Consider the following 18,585-nt stretch of genomic DNA (forward strand, 5'->3'; position numbering starts at 1 on the left):
TCACTGCTCCTTACAGACGTGCTTCAATCATTGCTTCTAGTTTGCCTTGGTCTACGGCAAAGTTACGAATACCCTCAGACAACTTCTCTGTCGCCATTGGATCTTGGTTCATTTCCCAACGGAACTCAGCTTCAGTCATTGCCGTTGGCGCAGGGTTCACATTCGTGCGTTGAGCATAAAGCTTTGGTTCAACCTCACCCTCTTGCGCTGCAAGTTGATCTAAGATTGCAGGACCAATCGTTAGACGATCACAGCCAGCTAGAGCGAGCACTTCATCAGCATTACGGAAGCTAGCGCCCATAACCACAGTGTTATAGCCATGATCTTTGTAGTAGTTGTAAATCTTAGAAACCGAGACAACACCCGGGTCTTCATGTGGAAGGTATTCTTTTTGATCAGTATTGTTTTTGTACCAATCTAAGATACGACCAACAAATGGAGAGATAAGGAATGCCCCCGCTTCTGCACACGCTTTTGCCTGAGCAAAGTTAAACAGCAGCGTTAGGTTACAGTTAATGCCTTCTTTTTCGAGTACTTCTGCTGCACGAATGCCTTCCCATGTTGACGCCAGCTTGATCAAAATGCGCGCTTTCTCAATGCCAGCTTCTTGGTACATGGCGATCAATTTTCGCGCTTTCACCAAACTGGATTCTTTATCAAATGATAAGCGAGCATCAACCTCAGTAGAGATACGCCCTGGTACGGTTTTTAAGATTTCTACGCCGATGTTGACCGCCAATTTATCGCTTGCATCGATGATCTGCTGTGCTCTATCTGCGCTTTGTTTTTTCGCCCATTCAATCGCATCTACAATCAAGTGATCGTATTGAGGCATCTCTGCCGCTTTAAGCACTAATGAAGGGTTTGTCGTCGCATCTTGAGGCTGGAATGCAGCAATCGCATCAATGTCACCAGTATCAGCAACAACCGTTGTGTATTTTTTCAATTGTTCTAATTTGTTCATAACTCTATCTCGATAAGTTGATAATCAATTGCGCTAGCGAAATTTGACTCATTGACGATAAAACAATGTCTGCATGCGAGACATCTAAGTGCTGAGTCAGGTAATTGGTTACCGCAACTGTTGAAATACCTGCCGCTCGAGCCGCTGTAACTCCTGGAGGAGAGTCCTCAAAGGCAATGGCTTGACTGGCAGAAACTCCGAGTTTTTCTAGGCTAGTGAGATAAACGTCCGGAGATGGCTTACGACGTTCAATCGAGATTTCTTCTGCTCCGGTGAAACAGTCAAAGTAATGTTCTAAATTCAGGCGCTTCAGAATCGGCATGTAATGCTCGTATTCAGAACTTGTTGCTAACGCCATCTTAAGCTCCATTTGCTTTGCTGTGTCTAGATAGCAGCGAACACCTTTTCGTTCTGTTTGAAGTGCAATCAGTCGATAAGCATGACTAAAGACTTGTTGTCTGATTTCATCATCAGATAACACTTGCTTTGAATGATATCGATAAAGGTCACAAAGAGAGGTTGCTGGTACTGAGCTCCCAACTAGACCAGCAACCTGGAGTGGCGAAACATCAATCCCGAATGGCTTCATTAGAGCTTCCCAGGCCCTAAACAAACAGGTTTCTGTATCGACGAGTAGACCATCGAAATCGAAGATTAACGCTTGAATATCACGACGTTTGATGTCCTCTCTATCCACATTCAACGCTGCAAATTTCATTGTTTTTACTTCGTTTTCCATGTTCTCAACCCCTTTTTGTTCTGCTATACCAAGCTGGCGTGCAGAATCGTTTTCATCTCTTCGCCCGTTGTCAAAGGTAGGTTGAAGCAGAACGCTGGTTCTAATGCCTTTACGTCTTCCTCTGTGACTCCTACCTGCGTTAGGTTGTGCTCTAAACCAATTTGCCCTAAAAACGTGACTAAGTGCGTTGCTAGCGATTGCGCTTTTTCTTCAGTGCTTCCCACGGCACCAAATAGCTCTGCAACTTTTGCGTAACGTTCTGGTTGTTTACGCCATTGCAGTTGAACATAAGCGGGATAAACCACCGCTAGTGTCAAACCATGAGGTAAATTCGTTTTTCTACTACCTAAGATTTCCCCTAGAGGATGCGGTGCGCCTGCGCCACCATTAGCCAAGGAGATCCCAGCCAACGTATCAGCGCTTGCCAATCGACAACGACCTTCGATATCGGAGCCGTTCTTCACAACAGCAGGCAAGTTTTCTACCACCAGCTTCATGGCTTCTAGCGCCAAACTATCAACTAATGGTGAAGGCTTTGTGCCGGTGTACGACTCAAACGCATGTGAAAACGCATCAAAACCAGTCATCGCAGTCATACGAGGTGGTAAGGTCAGCATTAATTCAGGATCAATAATGGCTTCACATGGATAAAAATCAGGATGGAACAATGTCAGTTTTGAGTGGCTATCAAGATCAGTAATAACCGCTGCATGAGTAACCTGAGAGCCCGTTCCAGATGTTGTTGGTATCGCAATCAAAGGCACAGTTGATGCTGGCAGCGCCTTAATATCACCAAAAGGCGAATCATAATTTTTAAACCAGTGTGCCCAATCAATTGTGTCAACCTTCATGGTTGCTGCGATGATCTTCGCGGTATCGATCGATGAACCACCGCCAATGGCAAGTACAACGTCACAGTCAGCTTCGATACCAACTTGTCGTCCAAGCTCAACAACCGTCGTTGGCGGATTAGGTACAACGCCATCGAAGTGCGTTACATGAATATCTTGTTCGGCAAGCAAAGCAAAAATACGCTCATAAGCTGGTTTAACTGCTTCAAATATCGGTTCAGATACAATCAAACAGCGTCGACCGTATTTGGCAATCATATGACCAATTTGGCTCACATTGCCCGGGCCAAAGCTCAGCTTAGTCGGTTGGTAGTGATTAAAATGTGTCATGGCAATTCCTTGGTTGGTGTCGAGCCGGAGCATTTCGAGGGGGAAGTTCAGCCCGACACCATTAACTCTAATTAAGCTAGTTCAGCGGCAACGGCTTCTTCAGCAGCATTCAGTGCAGCACGGAAATCTTTTACGCCAGCTGTAATGCCTTCTTTGTGACCGAAGATGTTGGTTGATGCCACCATCACATCAATGTCTTCTTTCAACAGCGGCTCTAGGTTGTGGTTACGGATACCACCGTCAACACACAATTCACAGTTAGGGTTACGCTCGTTAATTAGCTGACGCGCTTCGCGAATCATTTCAATCGCAGACTCACGCCATAACCATTCATCGTTGTTCACGCCATGAATAACAATGTGTAGTCGGTCTAGGTAGTAAATTGCTTCTTTAACGAAAGAGACAGGAGTAAAACAGCCAACGGTTAGACCAAACTTCATGTTGTAGTCACGGCAGTACTTCATCATGTACGCCAATGGCGCACCCAAGAAGTTCTCTGCTGGAAGAATCAGCATGTCTGCGCCAGCTTTAGCAATCTTTTCTACAAATAGACGATCACAATCTTTAAAGTAAGCGTGGACTTCGATTGGCTTATCCGTGTACTGACGAATACCTTCAACGATTTGATGACCACCCATAAGCTGCATGTTTTTCAAATCATGCATATCAGCAGCATCACAGTGAATGTAATCCGCACCCGCGTCAGACACTTCTTTTACGATATCTGCGATGTGGCCGTAATCTACGTGTGCAAGACCTGCTGCGATTTTTACTTTTTTCATTGTGTTTCCTTAATAGAAGTAAGAGTGTTGGCATGAATGCTGACCTTCAGACACGATCAATCTGAGGTACTGCCCAATGCCGCAACCGTTGTTATCTGTGACAATTAAGTTCGCTAACCCACGAATGGCTGGACTAGCGTTTTCCATTGCTACGGGTTCTCCAACAACGCGTAACATTTCTGCATCGTTGTCTCCGTCACCAAAAGCAATGGTGTATTTCGGATTCAGGTTGAGTTGATTAAGTAGGTGAAGAGTTGCGGTGCCTTTGTTCGCTCCCTTCGCTGTGATATCAAGCTTGTTCGGAGTTGAAAGATCGGCTTGTACATGATGATGAATCAGCACATCACGTAATTCACAGAGAGCGACTTTGTCTTCGCTAGAGACCAAGACTTTATATACATCACCACATTCATTAAGTAGTGAACGAACACTCGGTACAATTTTCATGTTGTCCTCAACGCCCAGTGCCAACATCTGTTGCTGAAGACCTAGGAAGTGTTCAGATTGTTGAGTCGCAAAAATGCCGTTTTCGCAATAAAGCGTGAAATAAAACTGACCAATATTGAGAGTGTCGAGTAATGCATTGAGTACATTTGAACCAATGACTTGGCTATCGTTGATGCTGCCTTGAACAGGGTCAAACTGGTAGGCTCCATTACAGCAAATCATCGGCAGTTCAATGCCAAGCTGCTTGGCAAAAGGAAGCATCAGGTTATGTGGACGACCACTTGCTAATGTGACTTTATAACCTTCACTAATCGCAAGTTTGATCGCTTCGATATTGTTACTACTGATCTGATTATGGTCATTTAACAGTGTGCCATCTAAATCGATAATGATTGCTTGATACTTCATCTTGGTCTCCAATGACTCTTTGTGACGCAAAATGACTATAAACGGTCAAATAACGTCACGTAAAGTCATTTTTGACTTAAAACGATTCAAAACAGGCTAAAGATCACAAAAATCGGTCACAAACAATTCAAAAAACGTCATTTTGATTTTTTATTTGCTCAAAACGTCAAATTCGGTCAAAATTGGTCAAAACAAAAATCAAGGACTTAACTATGAATGAAGCTCAGCGTCATAGAAGGCTTTTGGAGTATCTAGAAAATCACACGTATATCAGCACGAGCGACTACGTTGAGATGCTTGATATTTCTCTATCAACAGCCCGACGCGACATAACAAAACTCGCAGAAGACGGGAAACTCACTAAGATCCGCAATGGTGCGGAAGTGATTAAATCAGAACAAGTAGCCACACAATCTCATGTTGCTTCTCATTTCATTCCTTCAGAAAAAGACATTGAGAATTTTGCAGCTAAATCTCGGATTGCCCAAGCCGCCGCTGAAATGTGTGATGAAGGTGATAGTGTGGTGGTAAGTGGCAGTAACACAACGTTATTGTTGGGTGACTATTTAGCTGGCAGCAACATTCAAGTGGTGACCAACTTTATGCCACTTGCTTACCAACTCATTCAGAAGAAACATTCTAGTTTGATCATTCTAGGTGGGCAGTATCTACCAGAGCGTCATATTACCATCTCACCAGATGCTGAAAATACTGACGACTATTCAAGTCGTTACGTTTTCTTCACAGGTACCGGTGTTTCGAAAGCTGGCGTGTACACTTCTGATCTCTTGGTTTACATGGCTGAGAAGAAACTATTGGAATACGGTGATCGTCTAGTAGCATTAGTCGATAGTAGCAAGATAGGCAAACACGGCGGAAAGCTTCTGGCTTCTGCCTCTCAACTTGATACCCTAATTACGGATCAAGGTGCCGATGAAACAACACTTAAAGCACTAGAAGAAGCTGGCGTTCAAGTAATTACGGTATAGCAACGTATTACCATAGACATAACAGCCGGAAGCAACAGTCATGTTCTTCCGGCTTTTTCAATTAATATTTGATTCCCTTCTCGTTTATTTTCAAGCTTCATTATTAATTTCAAAATAAATGGAATATAAGTCACAATACTAATTCCCTTCTAGCTCATTGATATTAATGACTTCTATCACACTTAGCTCTCAGTGATACAAAAATATAGTTATTGGATTTTTTTTACTATTTCAGAAAACCATAACATTAATTAAATTTGCCTCATTACTTCAGTACCAATGAGTCAAAAAATGATTACAGAACTAACAAACGTCAATTTAATTAAAGGCAACCTTCAAGCAAATAATAAAAAAGAAGTCTTTGAAGAGCTAGCGCAAATGCTATTCGAAAATAATCGAATCAGCAGCAAAGAGGCTTTTTTAACCGACATCGAAGCACGTGAAGCATTAAGCGTGACTTCAATGGACGGCATCGCTTACCCACACGCAAAAAGCAAAGCGGTTACAGAGCCTGCAATCGCTGTTGGCGTAAAGCACGAAGGCATCGAGTATGGCGACGAAGAGGGAGTCAAACCGACCGTATTCTTCATGATTGCCTCACCAGATAACGGTGCCGACCACCATATTTATGTTCTTCAAGAATTATTCGGTAAATTTAGCGAAGAGTTTATTGAAGATATTCATAACGCAAAAGACGAAAACCAAATACTAAATATTTTAATTAATTCATAAGGCGTGAAATTATGAGTACAATCACAGCTCAAGCTAGTAATAATAGCGATTTCAAAAAAATCCTAAGTACCATGAAAGGTCACCTTTTATTCGGTACTTCTCACATGCTTCCATTTATCGTTGCGGGTGGTGTACTACTGGCGCTAGCGGTAATGGCATCAGGTAAAGGTGCGGTTCCTGCGGACGGTTTATTGGCTGATATTTCTAATATCGGTATTAAAGGTCTAGTGCTGTTCCCAATTATTCTTGGTGGCTTCATCGGTTACTCAATTGCAGACAAACCAGCACTAGCGCCAGCGATGATCTCTTCTGGCATCATGGCTGACATGGGCGGCGGCTTCCTTGGTTGTATCGTAGCGGGCTTCATCGCAGGTGGTGTGGTATTCCAACTTAAGAAGATCCCTCTTTCTGCTAACATGACTGCGTTGGGCGCTTACTTCATCTACCCTCTACTAGGTACGCTTATCTCTGCAGGTATCGTTCTATGGGGTATCGGTGAGCCAATCAAGATCTTCATGGCTTCTATGAACGAATTCCTAGCTTCTATGGCTGGCGCTTCTAAAGTGGTTCTAGGTACGATTCTTGGTGGTATGACTGCATTCGATATGGGCGGTCCAATCAACAAAGTAGCAACGCTATTCGCTCAAACTCAAGTTGATACACAACCATGGCTAATGGGTGGTGTTGGTATCGCAATCTGTACGCCTCCTCTAGGTATGGCACTAGCAACATTCCTATTCAAGAAGAAGTTCACTAAGCAAGAACAAGAAGCAGGTAAAGCAGCAGCAATCATGGGTTCTATCGGTATCTCTGAAGGTGCTATCCCATTCGCAGCAAACGACCCTGTACGCGTTCTTCCTTCAATCGTTGCTGGTGGTATCGTTGGCTGTGTGTTCGGCTTCCTAACAGACGTACTGCTACACGCACCATGGGGCGGTCTAATCACAGCACCTGTATCAAGCAACATCCCAATGTACGTTGTGGGTATCGCACTAGGCTCACTAACAACAGCGGTTATCGTTGGCTTCTGGAAACCAGTTGCTGAAGAAGAAGCAGAAGACGAAATCGCAGAAGCAGCACCTGCACAAGCTCAAGCGGCTCCAGCAGCAGGCGAAGGCGAGTACGACATCGTAGCAGTAACATGTTGCCCATCTGGCGTAGCACACACATTCATGGCAGCGAAAGCACTAGAGAAAGCAGGTGCAGCAGCGGGTCTGAAAATCAAAGTAGAAACTCAAGGTCAAAACGGTATCCAGAACCGCATCACTGACCTAGATGTAGCAAACGCGAAGCTGGTTATTCTAGCTCACGATATCCAAGTAAAAGACGCTCACCGCTTTGCAAAAGCAAACGTTGTTGAGTGTTCAACGAAAGAAGCGATGCGTAACGCAGCGACTCTTGTGAAAGCTTAAACCTTAAGCTCCTCCCCCTAAGAGCCCTTTCCCCCAAAGGGCTCTATTTCAAGTTTTTAAGTTTTAGTAATACCCCTGATTTTTTTAATTATATAACCCTACAATTTACAAGGCTTTAAAAATGAAATTCAAACCTTCCCTACTCGCTTGCGCAGTTCTCAGTGGTCTAGTCGGTCTGAGTGGCTGTAACGACGACACAACCAACATTTATGAAGGCGGTGACACCAACCCTGCACTGCCGGATATTCCTGACGGCGGCAAGCCAGTATGTCCTCCAGTTGGCGATGGCGACTGTGATGACAAGCCAAACCCAGAAACACCTGAAATCGACATGGGCGTTCACATCCCAGTAGATTTCGCCGATATGGACGTAACACGCTACGTCAACCCATTCATCGGCACAGGTAACCTAGGCAACACCTACCCTGGTGCAACCACACCACACGGCATGGTGCAGCTTTCTCCAAACAACGGTTCTAACGGCTGGGAATACATTTCAGGCTACTATTACCACGACGCACGTACTTCCGGTTTCTCTCATACCCACCTTTCCGGAGCTGGTGCTGGCGACTTGAACGACATTCTCGTCATGCCAATCAACTCGCGTTCGGATTACATGATTGATGAAGGTTCGGCAACGCTAAACCTAGAAGCGTCTCGCTTCCAACATCGTGACGAGCAAGCGACAGCGGGCTACTACAAAGTCGATCTATTGGATTATGACATCAAAGCTGAGTTGACGGCGTCGGATCGCGTTGGTGTGCACCGCTACACCTTCCCTCGTGATGAGAAGTCAGAAATCATCGTGAACACTGGCTTCAAAATTAACTGGGACTACACCTCAGATTCTTACTTGAAATGGGACAAAGACAATAACCGCCTTGAAGGTCACCGTTTCTCTGATGGCTGGGCACCAAGCCAAAAAGAATTCTTCGTGATGGAATTCGACCAACCAATCAAAAACGTTCGCTTTGCTTACTACGATAAAGAGCAAGGTCGTTACATGGACGTGCCAGAAGGCATTACGGAAATCGGTAACGAAACACGCGGCAAATACCAATACGCGCGCGCTTACGTAGAGTTCGACACATCCAAAGACGGCTTAACGGTTGAAGCGAAATTGGCGCTATCAAACGTTGAGATCGGCGAGAATGGCAAGTCTGGTGCTTCTCTTAACATGACAGAAGTTGCGGGCATGAACTTCGACCAAGTACGCGAAGCGGCAACGAAGAAATGGGAAGACGAACTCGGCAAGATCCAAGTCTCTGGCGACGAAGATTACAAACAGACGTTCTACACCGCGATGTACCACTCGTACCTAGGTCAAACCATTCACTCTGACTTAGATGGTCGCTACCGCCAAGTTCACCAAGGTCGTAACGCTTACCCAGATGGCAACACACCTTGGGGCGATAAGATTGATACGCTAAAAGAGTCGATCCGCACAGCCGATGCTAACAAAGATGGCAAAGCAGACTTCACACGCTACGACACTTTCTCGTTATGGGATACCTACCGCGCAGTTCAACCGCTGTCTTCGATTCTTGAACCTGACCGCCTAGCCGACGTGGTGCTGTCTATGCTGTCTTACGCCGAAGAAGAATGGGTGGATGACAAAGGCAACGTGCGCAAAGGTCGCCTGCCTGAGTGGACATTCAAAGGCAACGAAACTGGCATGATGATGGGCATGCACTCAACGCCTGTGATTCATGATGTGTTGTCGAAAGGCTCACTAGAAAAACGCATGATCGACCTTGGCTTCACAGAAGCTGAGCGCAAAGACGTCAAAGAACGCTTAGTTGAAGCAATGATCACTGACGCGCGCGCCGCAACGAGCCAAGGCGTAGCATGGATCAAAGAGTACGAAGAACAAGGTTACGTGCCAGCGCAATTGCACGACACTCCACCAGATTCTTACGGCGGTCACTCACCGTTTAAAGACTCTTGGACAGCATCTTATTCGCTTGAATACTCAATGAACGACTGGGCAATCGCGCAATCGATCAAAGAAGTCTTCGGTGAAGAAGACCCGCGCTACACCGAGTTCGCTAACCGTTCTAAAAACTGGCAAGCACAATTCGACTTCGGCGGTAAGCAATACCAAGGTTGGTTCAAAGCCCGTGACTACGATGGCGAGTTTATCGATGCAGGTTGGGTAGACCCAATCACTGGTCGCGCGGTGGGTAAAGACTGGCGTCCAGACATGTTCAACTGGGCATTCTCTGAGTCGAACGGCTGGCAATACTCGTTCAGCGTTCAACATGACATTCATGGCTTGATTGACCTGATGACACGCTTCGACAAGACACAAAACCCTGAAGCAGAACGCGGTGACTTGTTCGCAGCTCGCTTGGATGAGTACTGGTCAACCTACCCAGACCGCAACGCAGGCGACAACCAATTCCCAGTGTTCAACACAGGTAACGTTGGTCAGCACGTTCAAGGTAACGAACCAGATATCCACGTGCCGTACTTGTACAACTACGTCGGTCAGCCTTGGAAAGGTCAGGCAGCCATCGCCGCAGCAACCAACATTTGCTACAAGAACACCGCTGACGGCATTTGTGGTAACGACGACTTCGGTACGCTCTCTGCGTGGTTTGTGTTCCGTGCGCTTGGCTTCTACCCAGTGAACGCTTCTTCTGGCATCTACGAAATCGGTACTCCGCTGTTTGAAAGCGCGTCTATCGATGTCGGCAACAACCAGAAGTTCACGGTTACCGCGAAGAACGTTAGCCGCGAAAACATCTTCATTCAATCGGCTCGCTACAACGGCAAAGACTTCAACCGCACTTACCTGACTCATGACGAAATCATGTACGGCGGTGAGCTGGAGTTCGTGATGGGCGACAAACCAAATCAACGTTGGGGCTCTCTAGAGCAAGATCTTCCACCAGCACAAGGCATCGGTGAGTTCTTGCATGAAGACGAGATGCCAGCAGGTTCTCGTTAATCCCAATAGTGACAACTCAGCCGGGGGCGCACATCTCCCGGCTATCCCTACAAGCAAATTTTATAAGCAGCCCTTTATAAACAGTCTCTTATAAACACTTTTTTATATACGAATAACGACAAAACGGTATGCACATGTTTAAACGTAATCTTATCTCTTTGGCTATCCTGGTTGGTCTGACGGGTGGCTTGGCTGGCTGTAACAGCGACAACGATTCTTCCTCTTCACTGCCGAGCGATCCAATTGTTGATCTTGCGGTGTTGAAATACGTCGATCCAATGATCGGCACAGCAGCTTCTGGACATACATTCCCGGGCGCGACGGTACCGGCAGGTATGGTTCAACTGTCTCCAGATACTTTCATCGGCTCTAACACAGACCATGAATCTGGGCTTAACCCTTGGCACTCGGCTTCTGGCTACTGGGATTCATCCAACTACGAAACTGGCGAAGTGGTTAACACTGACGTTCCCCTGTACGGCTTCTCCCATACTCACCTTTCAGGTACAGGCGCAACGGACTTAGGCGACATCTTGGTTCTGCCATACGCAGACATGGCAAACACTCAGCTGAACTCTTTTGACAAAGCCAATGAAGAAGCAAGCGCGGGCTACTACAAAACCAAGCTAAACCAAGGTCAAATCGAAGTAGAGTTGAGCGCAACCAAACGCGTTGGTTTGCACAAATACACTTTTGCTGAAGGCGCGGACCGTAACGTGAAGTTCGATTTAGGTCATACCCTAATGAACAACAACGGCAAGTCTTTGAAGAACAAAGTAGAAGTGGTGGACGAATACATCATTCGCGGTCGTAAAACCTCAACAGGCTGGTTCCAAGGGCAAGATCACCAAGGTCAGGACATCTTCTTCTACGCGAAATTCAACCAACCAATCGCCAAGGCACTGTTGGGCGAACAAGATCTAGAACCAACTCGCGAAATGCGCAATGGCGCGGTTTACTCAGGCGATGATCTGACCGCTTACCTAAACTTCGGCACAGGCGAAGAGCCAATTGAAATCCGCGTGGGTATCTCTCCAGTTAACTGGCAAGGCGCGCAGAAAAACTTAGAAGCAGAAGCACCAAGTTTCGACCTAGCAAAAGTAAAAGAAGACGCGGAATACGCATGGGCTGAGAAGCTAGCAAAAATCAAAGTAGAAGGCGGCACAGATGCAGAGAAAACCAACTTCTACACTGGCATGTACCACATGATGATCGCACCAATCGAGTTCTACGATGTGGATGGTCAATACGTGGATATGCTTGGCACAGTGCGCACACTGAAAGATGGCGACACACCAAACTACTCGATTTACTCAACGTGGGATACGTTCCGCGCGGTTCACCCAATGTGGACTATCATCGACCCAGACCAAGCAACGCTATACGTCAAAGACTTGATTCGTAAATCCAACGACGAGTTTGGTCTATTGCCGAAATGGGAAGGTCACGGCTCAGAAACTGGCACCATGATCGGCTACCCATCGGCAGCGATTCTTGGCGATGCGGTAACCAAAGGCTTGATTGATGCAGAGCAAGCTTACACCGCATCAGTGAAATCAGCACGTTACACTCCGCATGAATACCCACAGATTCATGACGACATCCTAAGCTCACTCATGGCAGGTCAGTTGAACTACCACGAGAAAGAACAGTGTGTTCGTTACCCGAACTGGAACTCAGTGTCGTACTCGTTGGAATTCTCATTCTACGATTGGACGATCGCAGAAATGGCAAAAGCCGCTGGCGATATGGACGCGTATGAAGAGTTCAAAGCTCGTTCTTACAACTCTTTGAAACACTGGGATGCAAAAGCAGGTAACGCAGACGGCACGGGCTTCTTTGTACCGACAGAACTGAAAGAAGGTGACCCATGTGCACTGAAATACGCTTCAACTGACTTCGACCCTTACAAATCTGACGCGTTCTACTACACAGAAGGTAACGCGTGGCAGTGGCAATGGGCGTTCATGCAAGACTTAGACAAGCTGACTGAAATCATGGGCGGCACTCAAGGTCTAAACGACAAGCTGAACAACCTATTTACCGCCGATCCAAATGGCGGCGAAGCGCACCAAGACATGACAGGCTACATCGGTCAGTACATTCACGGTAACGAGCCTTCGCACCACGTTATCTACTTGTACAACCGTACTGAAGAATCTTACAAGGCGCAGGAATACCTAGACCAAGTTTACGACCAGTTCTACAAACCGACGCCAGACGGCATCATCGGTAACGAAGATGTGGGTCAAATGTCGGCGTGGTACTTGATGTCGGCACTGGGCTTCTACCAAATCTCGCCAACCGATCCAACCTACAGCATCGGTCGTCCAATCTTCGACAAAGCGACGGTAGACATTGGCTCTGGCACCTTCACGGTAACGGCTGAGAACAACGGTCCAGACAACATGTACATCAAAGAAGTAACCATCAACGGTAAGCCTTTGGATGTGTACAACACCTTCCAGCACAGCGAATTCAAAGCAGGCGGCGAACTGCACTTCGTGATGACAGCTGACAAGTCTGAAGCAATGCAAGCCAACCTAGGCGAATAATGATTTTGAGGGGACCTCGTGTCCCCTTTTCTCGTGGAATAAAAACAATGAAACTAAAAAGAACCCTTCTCTCTACCGCAGTGTTAACCGCCATGCTTGGTCTTGCTGGTTGTGGCAGCGACTCTGATCCGGAAACTCCGGTTATCTCTACCCCTACTTTGGAATTCGTTGATACCTTGATCGGCACTAAAGGTCTTGGCAACGTTAACCCTTCTCCAGTCATGCCAGAAGGTATGATTCAACCGTCACCAGATAATTTCGATCCAAACGGTTGGAATGGTAAGGGCTCGCCTGTTGAATACGATCCTGTGCACAGCTTGCTTTCTGGCTTCTCAATGACCCACATTTCCGGCGCAGGTAAAGGTGACCTAAACGACTTCGCCTTCTTGCCATACACAGGTTTCAATACTGATGCCGTGACCATGGATAAAAGCTCGGAAGTGGCAGAAGTTGGTTACTACTCGGTTGATCTTGTAGAAACTGGCGTAAAAGCTGAACTGTCGGCAACCGACCGCGTGGCGTTCCAGCGTTACACTTTCAAGCCGGGTGAAGACCGCAAAGTGCGTATCGACCTGCAACACGAACTGTTGGAGCAATACGGCAACCACTCTCGCAGTATCTACTACAAACGCGTTAACGACACTACCGTCGTAGGCGCGCGTACCTCAAACGAATGGGGTCAATGGCAAACCGTATTCTTCGCGGCAGAATTCTCTGATCCAATCATTGAAGAGAACCTGTACACCAAGCTGGCTTCTGAGAGCAAACTGACTCCAACTGACGCTACCGAAGTCGGCTTAGAAGATTACCGCGGCTACGCAGAGCACAAACCAATGCCGGGCGAACCAGAACCTGATCCAGAACGTTTGGCAAAACGCGCAAACGATGTCCTAACGCATTTGAACTTTGGCAAGAGCGATGAGCCATTGGTGGTCAAAGTAGCGATTTCTGGCACTGGCGTTGACGGCGCACTGAAAAACCTAGAAGCAGACACTAACGGCTGGGACTTCGACAACGTCGTACAACAAAACCGCGTGGCTTGGGAAAACATCCTTGGCGAGTTTGAACTAGAAGGCGGCAACAAAGCCGACAAAACCATGTTCTACACCTCGCTCTACCGTACGTTTGTTGCTCCATTCCTATACCAAGATGTGGATGGCAAATACCGTGGCATGGATGGCAAAGTGCACCAAGCAGAAGACGGCTTAGTGAACTACTCAGTGTACTCAATGTGGGATACCTTCCGCGCCGCACACCCACTGAAAACCATCATCGATAAAGACCGCGCAATTGAACACGCACGCGATCTATTGAACAAATACCAAACGGGCGGCGTACTACCAAAATGGGAACTGCACTCGGATTACACCGGTGAAATGGTCGGTCACCCTGCGGTCTCGGTTATCGCCGATATCATGGTCAAACACCCAGAAGCCTTTACCGCAGCCGAGTTTGATTTGGCGTTGAAAGCCGCTGACGAAACAGTCAACTTCAACCTTGATAAAACAGAGAACTGGGTGCCTTACCAAGATGCTTGGAACGGGGACAAACGCTTCACGGTCATGACTCGTCATAACGACTACCAAGAAGACGTCGGCTTTATTCCAGCCAATACCAAATGGGCACCGGACTCTGGCGACAAACCGGGTTACGTGGAAGGCTTAAAAGTCGATAAATACGACGAGCTCGTGAACGAGTCGGTGTCTTACGGTCTTGAGAATGCTTACTACGACTGGTGTATCGCTCAGATCGCTAAACTTGCGGGCAACGACCAACAGTACGACCTCTACATGGCTCGCTCAGAGTCGTTCAAGAACTACTTCGATTACAACCCAGAGCAATACGGCAAACTGCAAGACACCAAAGGCAACGCATTGGGTGCGACGGGCTTTATGCGTCCGGCTTACATGAACAGCGGCAGCAAGGTTTGGGCGAACAACCTGAAAGCCGAATGTTTGGACGAGAACATGGCGCTGTCTATCCCAGACGGTATGGACTACAACGCGTGTAAAGACCGCAAAGCACTCAACGAAAGTGACGTGTTCTGGCCTTACCGCGCCGAGCACCGTGGTGAAGACTTCACCGAAGGCAATACATGGCAATGGACATGGTTTGCACCGCACAACTTGAACGGTCTGGCTAACGTGATGGGTGGCGAGCACATCGACCGTACTGACTTCTCTCTTCCTGAAGACGTAACCGAACAAGGTAAAGCGGCATTCTTAGCCAACTTGAATGCGCTGTTTAATGCGGACTCCAACGCCGATACGAGCCAATCACACGACATGTCTGGCTACATCGGTCAGTTCGTGATGGGTAACGAGCCTGATCACCACGTTCCTTACCTATACAACTGGACGGCAGAGCCTTGGAAGACACAAGAAATTGTCGACCAAGCGATGAACGAGTTCTACCACCCAACGCATGAAGGTCTGATTGGTAACGAAGACGTCGGTCAGATGTCGGCGTGGTATGTGATGTCTGCATTGGGCTTCTACCAAGTCACGCCGGGCGAAGCAAGTTACACCATCGGTCGTCCTCTGTTCGACAAAGCCGTGATTCCAGTCGCGGACGGTAAATTCACCATCACCTCAGAAAATAACAGCCAAGAGAGCATCTACGTGAAGTCGGTGACCATCAACGGCAAACAATTGAGTGACAACTTCAGCTTCGCGCACAGCGATTTGAAAGACGGTGGTGAACTGCATTTCGTCATGACTTCAGACAAATCTGAAGCGATGAAAGCGCTGTAGCTGACACCCACTCAAATAACACCCCCAAACTACTTGGCGTTGTAACTAGGCGACATCGTTGCAACGTCAAGTGGGGCGGGGATAAAGGGGTACACCCTCGCCCCTTATTTTCTGTAGAACCTTCACTTCTGTGGAACCATAAAAATGAAACTAAAAAGAACCCTTATCTCTACCGCTATTCTCGCTGCCATGTTTGGTCTTGCTGGTTGTAACAGTGATGACGACAACAGCAAGTCTGGTACTCCATCCCTCGACACCACACTAACTCAATACGTCAATCCATTGATTGGTACAGGCGCAGATGGTCACACCTTCCCTGGGGCGGTTGTGCCTTACGGTTTGGTGCAACTTTCTCCTGATACCGAAATGGAAGGCTGGGGCTCTGCTGCAGGTTACTTCGACCACGGCAAGCTGACTGAAATCCCAGTGTATGGCTTCTCCCACACCCACCTTTCTGGCACAGGCATTACCGACCTTGGTGACATCTTAGTTTTGCCTTTCACCAAGAAAGAAAACGCCGTTTTCAATACCTTCGATAAAGACAACGAAACCGCAGAAGCAGGTTACTACGCGGTTGAACTGAACAAAGGCGAAATCAAAGCGGAGCTAACTACCACGCAACGTGTTGGCTTCCACCGCTACACCTTCAAAGAAGGCACCACGCCACGCATCAAGTTCGATTTAGACCACACTCTCAACAAAGGTCACTTCAACAACCGCACAATGAAGGGCGATTTGGAGTTCATCGACGCTTACACCATCCGCGGTTTACGTAGCTCGAATGGCTGGGCGAACAACCAACACGTGTACTTCTACGCCACCTTCAACCAACCTATCGTCAAAGCCATTGCTTTGGTTGATGGCGCAGAAACGGAAATCGATGTAAACAACGACAACATCGACGCAGTGAAAGCCATCGCTTACCTAGAATTCGCACCATCATCAACACCGCTAGAAATCCAAGTAGGCTTGTCACCAACAGGCACAGAAGGTGCGGAGAAGAACTTAGAAGCAGAAGCGAAAGGTGTGTCATTTGATACTGCGCGCGCTCAAGCCAACGACGCATGGCACCAAGAGCTTAGCCGCATGATGGTATCTGGCGGTACGGAAGATCAAAAAGAGATCTTCTACACCGCGCTTTACCACGCTTCTATCGCGCCAATGATTTTCCAAGATGTCGACGGTCAATACCCTGCGCTGCGTACTCGCATTCAAAAAGACGCGGGCGACACACCAAACTACTCTGTGTACTCCATGTGGGATACTTTCCGCGCAGCGCACCCACTGAAAACCATCATCGATCCGGAACGTGCCGAAGAGTTTGCCAACGACCTGATTCGTAAATACGAAGACGGTGGCATCTTGCCGAAATGGGAACTGCACAGCCATTACACTGGCACTATGATCGGCTTCCCTGCGGTTTCTATCATTGCTGACGCGATGGCGAAAGGTTTAGACATCGACCCACAACTTGCCAAAGAAGCGGCTGAGTTTACGGTGCGTTACCACGAGGCATCTGAATTCCCAGATTGGACGGAAGACAACAACATCGGCGCAGCAAACGTTGTGCAAGTGAAGGTGTACGAAGAAAACGGCTTTGTTCACCACGGCTACTGGAACAGTGCGTCTTACACGCTTGAGTTTGCATATGGCGACTGGGCAATGGCAGAAATCGCGCGCATGGCTGGCGATGTAAAACTGCAAGAAGAGTTTATGACTCGTGCCGACAACTGGCTTAACCATTGGGATGCCGAGACAGGCTTCTTACGTCCGAAAAACCACCCGCTTAGCTCATCACCAAACAAACCGCCTTTGGAGTTCAACCAACCGATTGATGAAGAGCGTTTGGATGAGTGTGAAATGGTTGAATGGCCGGAAGGCTCTGGCGTGATGAAAGAGAAATGCCCACTGCTACCGTTCGACCCTTACTACGTGGACGAGTTTGCCTACACCGAAGGGAACGCGTGGCAATGGAAGTTCCAACCAATGCACGATTTCAACCGTCTGAAACAAGAAATCTACCAAGCAGACTTGGCGCAAGGCAAAGACACCACACCAGAGAAAGCCTTCCGTGAAGACTTGGACGAACTATTCAACGCGCGTTCTTCAAACACAGGTGAAGAGCTGCCCGACCTAACGGGTTATATCGGTCAGTACATGCACGGCAACGAGCCATCGCACCACATTCCTTACCTATACGCGCTAACGGATGAGCCATGGAAAGCGCAAGAGTATCTAGACCGCATCATGTCAGAGATGTACACCAGCGAGCCAACTGGTTTGATTGGTAACGAAGACGTGGGTCAGATGAGTTCTTGGTACTTGATGTCGGCAATGGGCTTCTACCAAGTGACGCCTGCGGATCCGGTCTATACCATCGGTCGCCCTATGTTTGATGAAATCACCATTCCAGTGGAAGGCGGCGAGTTCACAGTCATCGCAGACAACAACAGCCCACACAACAAGTACGTGAAGTCCGTAACCATCAACGGCAAGCCGCTGGATGCCAACTTCACCTTCAAACACAGCGAAATCAAAGCGGGCGGCGAGCTTCACTTCGTCATGACGGGTGACAAGCAAGAAGCGCTTCAAGCTCAGTAACGTTTTATGTAATTCGTGTTTAAAGAATAAGCAGATAGATTAACTCAGTGGCAGGAAGTGACGCGCTTC

Annotated in this window: 12 protein-coding genes; 7 read left to right on the forward strand and 5 right to left on the reverse strand. The window is 47.5% G+C overall.

Features of this window, described 5'->3' with window-relative positions:
- Nucleotides 1-10: 10 nt before the first annotated feature.
- The 5 genes from tal to NL647_RS07615 form a co-directional block, all read right to left on the reverse strand.
- Nucleotides 11-964, reverse strand: a complete 954-nt coding sequence (gene tal / locus NL647_RS07595; RefSeq protein WP_009697922.1) for a transaldolase — start codon at nt 962-964, stop codon at nt 11-13.
- 4 nt (nt 965-968) lie between these two features.
- Entirely contained in the window at nt 969-1,703 is a 735-nt protein-coding gene (locus NL647_RS07600) for an HAD family phosphatase (RefSeq protein ID WP_017189624.1), read from the reverse strand.
- Between the two features lie 23 nt (nt 1,704-1,726).
- Nucleotides 1,727-2,884, reverse strand: a complete 1,158-nt coding sequence (locus NL647_RS07605; protein ID WP_005453032.1) for an iron-containing alcohol dehydrogenase — start codon at nt 2,882-2,884, stop codon at nt 1,727-1,729.
- Nucleotides 2,885-2,955: 71 nt separating this feature from the next.
- Nucleotides 2,956-3,666: a ribulose-phosphate 3-epimerase gene (locus tag NL647_RS07610; protein ID WP_005453033.1), complete on the reverse strand. Its 711-nt coding sequence runs from the start codon at nt 3,664-3,666 to the stop codon at nt 2,956-2,958.
- 9 nt (nt 3,667-3,675) lie between these two features.
- Nucleotides 3,676-4,521, reverse strand: a complete 846-nt coding sequence (locus tag NL647_RS07615) for a Cof-type HAD-IIB family hydrolase (protein WP_045421774.1) — start codon at nt 4,519-4,521, stop codon at nt 3,676-3,678.
- A 212-nt stretch (nt 4,522-4,733) separates the two neighbouring features.
- Here NL647_RS07615 and ulaR point away from each other — a divergent pair, with 212 nt between their 5' ends.
- The 7 genes from ulaR to NL647_RS07650 all read left to right on the forward strand — a co-directional run bounded on the left by ulaR (nt 4,734) and on the right by NL647_RS07650 (nt 18,516).
- Nucleotides 4,734-5,510, forward strand: a complete 777-nt coding sequence (gene ulaR / locus NL647_RS07620; RefSeq protein WP_005453036.1) for an HTH-type transcriptional regulator UlaR — start codon at nt 4,734-4,736, stop codon at nt 5,508-5,510.
- Between the two features lie 291 nt (nt 5,511-5,801).
- Entirely contained in the window at nt 5,802-6,242 is a 441-nt protein-coding gene (locus NL647_RS07625) for a PTS sugar transporter subunit IIA (RefSeq protein ID WP_083135310.1), read from the forward strand.
- 11 nt (nt 6,243-6,253) lie between these two features.
- A complete protein-coding gene (locus NL647_RS07630) occupies nt 6,254-7,654 on the forward strand; it encodes a fructose-specific PTS transporter subunit EIIC (RefSeq protein WP_010453114.1) in 1,401 nt (466 codons plus the stop codon).
- 121 nt (nt 7,655-7,775) lie between these two features.
- On the forward strand, nt 7,776-10,607 hold the full coding sequence (locus NL647_RS07635; RefSeq protein ID WP_180826920.1) for a GH92 family glycosyl hydrolase: 2,832 nt from the start codon (nt 7,776-7,778) through the stop codon (nt 10,605-10,607).
- Between the two features lie 134 nt (nt 10,608-10,741).
- Nucleotides 10,742-13,162 carry a GH92 family glycosyl hydrolase gene (locus tag NL647_RS07640; RefSeq protein WP_253649926.1) on the forward strand — a complete coding sequence of 807 codons (2,421 nt, stop codon included), beginning with the start codon at nt 10,742-10,744 and terminating at the stop codon, nt 13,160-13,162.
- Between the two features lie 47 nt (nt 13,163-13,209).
- Complete coding sequence (locus NL647_RS07645; RefSeq protein WP_253649927.1) at nt 13,210-15,915, forward strand: GH92 family glycosyl hydrolase; 2,706 nt, start codon at nt 13,210-13,212, stop codon at nt 15,913-15,915.
- Between the two features lie 144 nt (nt 15,916-16,059).
- Nucleotides 16,060-18,516, forward strand: coding sequence for a GH92 family glycosyl hydrolase (locus tag NL647_RS07650; RefSeq protein WP_253649928.1), 2,457 nt, complete (start codon nt 16,060-16,062; stop codon nt 18,514-18,516).
- Nucleotides 18,517-18,585 lie beyond the last annotated feature (69 nt).

The organism is Vibrio sp. Y29_XK_CS5 (genome assembly GCF_024181835.1).
Lineage (GTDB): Bacteria > Pseudomonadota > Gammaproteobacteria > Enterobacterales > Vibrionaceae > Vibrio > Vibrio harveyi.

Excerpts from the sequence above, each read along its gene's own strand:
- tal (WP_009697922.1), bottom strand. The coding sequence starts at position 964 with ATGAACAAATTAGAACAATTGAAAAAATACACAACGGTTGTTGCTGAT.
- NL647_RS07600 (WP_017189624.1), bottom strand. The coding sequence starts at position 1,703 with ATGGAAAACGAAGTAAAAACAATGAAATTTGCAGCGTTGAATGTGGAT.
- NL647_RS07605 (WP_005453032.1), bottom strand. The coding sequence starts at position 2,884 with ATGACACATTTTAATCACTACCAACCGACTAAGCTGAGCTTTGGCCCG.
- NL647_RS07610 (WP_005453033.1), bottom strand. The coding sequence starts at position 3,666 with ATGAAAAAAGTAAAAATCGCAGCAGGTCTTGCACACGTAGATTACGGC.
- NL647_RS07615 (WP_045421774.1), bottom strand. The coding sequence starts at position 4,521 with ATGAAGTATCAAGCAATCATTATCGATTTAGATGGCACACTGTTAAAT.
- ulaR (WP_005453036.1), top strand. The coding sequence starts at position 4,734 with ATGAATGAAGCTCAGCGTCATAGAAGGCTTTTGGAGTATCTAGAAAAT.
- NL647_RS07625 (WP_083135310.1), top strand. The coding sequence starts at position 5,802 with ATGATTACAGAACTAACAAACGTCAATTTAATTAAAGGCAACCTTCAA.
- NL647_RS07630 (WP_010453114.1), top strand. The coding sequence starts at position 6,254 with ATGAGTACAATCACAGCTCAAGCTAGTAATAATAGCGATTTCAAAAAA.
- NL647_RS07635 (WP_180826920.1), top strand. The coding sequence starts at position 7,776 with ATGAAATTCAAACCTTCCCTACTCGCTTGCGCAGTTCTCAGTGGTCTA.
- NL647_RS07640 (WP_253649926.1), top strand. The coding sequence starts at position 10,742 with ATGTTTAAACGTAATCTTATCTCTTTGGCTATCCTGGTTGGTCTGACG.
- NL647_RS07645 (WP_253649927.1), top strand. The coding sequence starts at position 13,210 with ATGAAACTAAAAAGAACCCTTCTCTCTACCGCAGTGTTAACCGCCATG.
- NL647_RS07650 (WP_253649928.1), top strand. The coding sequence starts at position 16,060 with ATGAAACTAAAAAGAACCCTTATCTCTACCGCTATTCTCGCTGCCATG.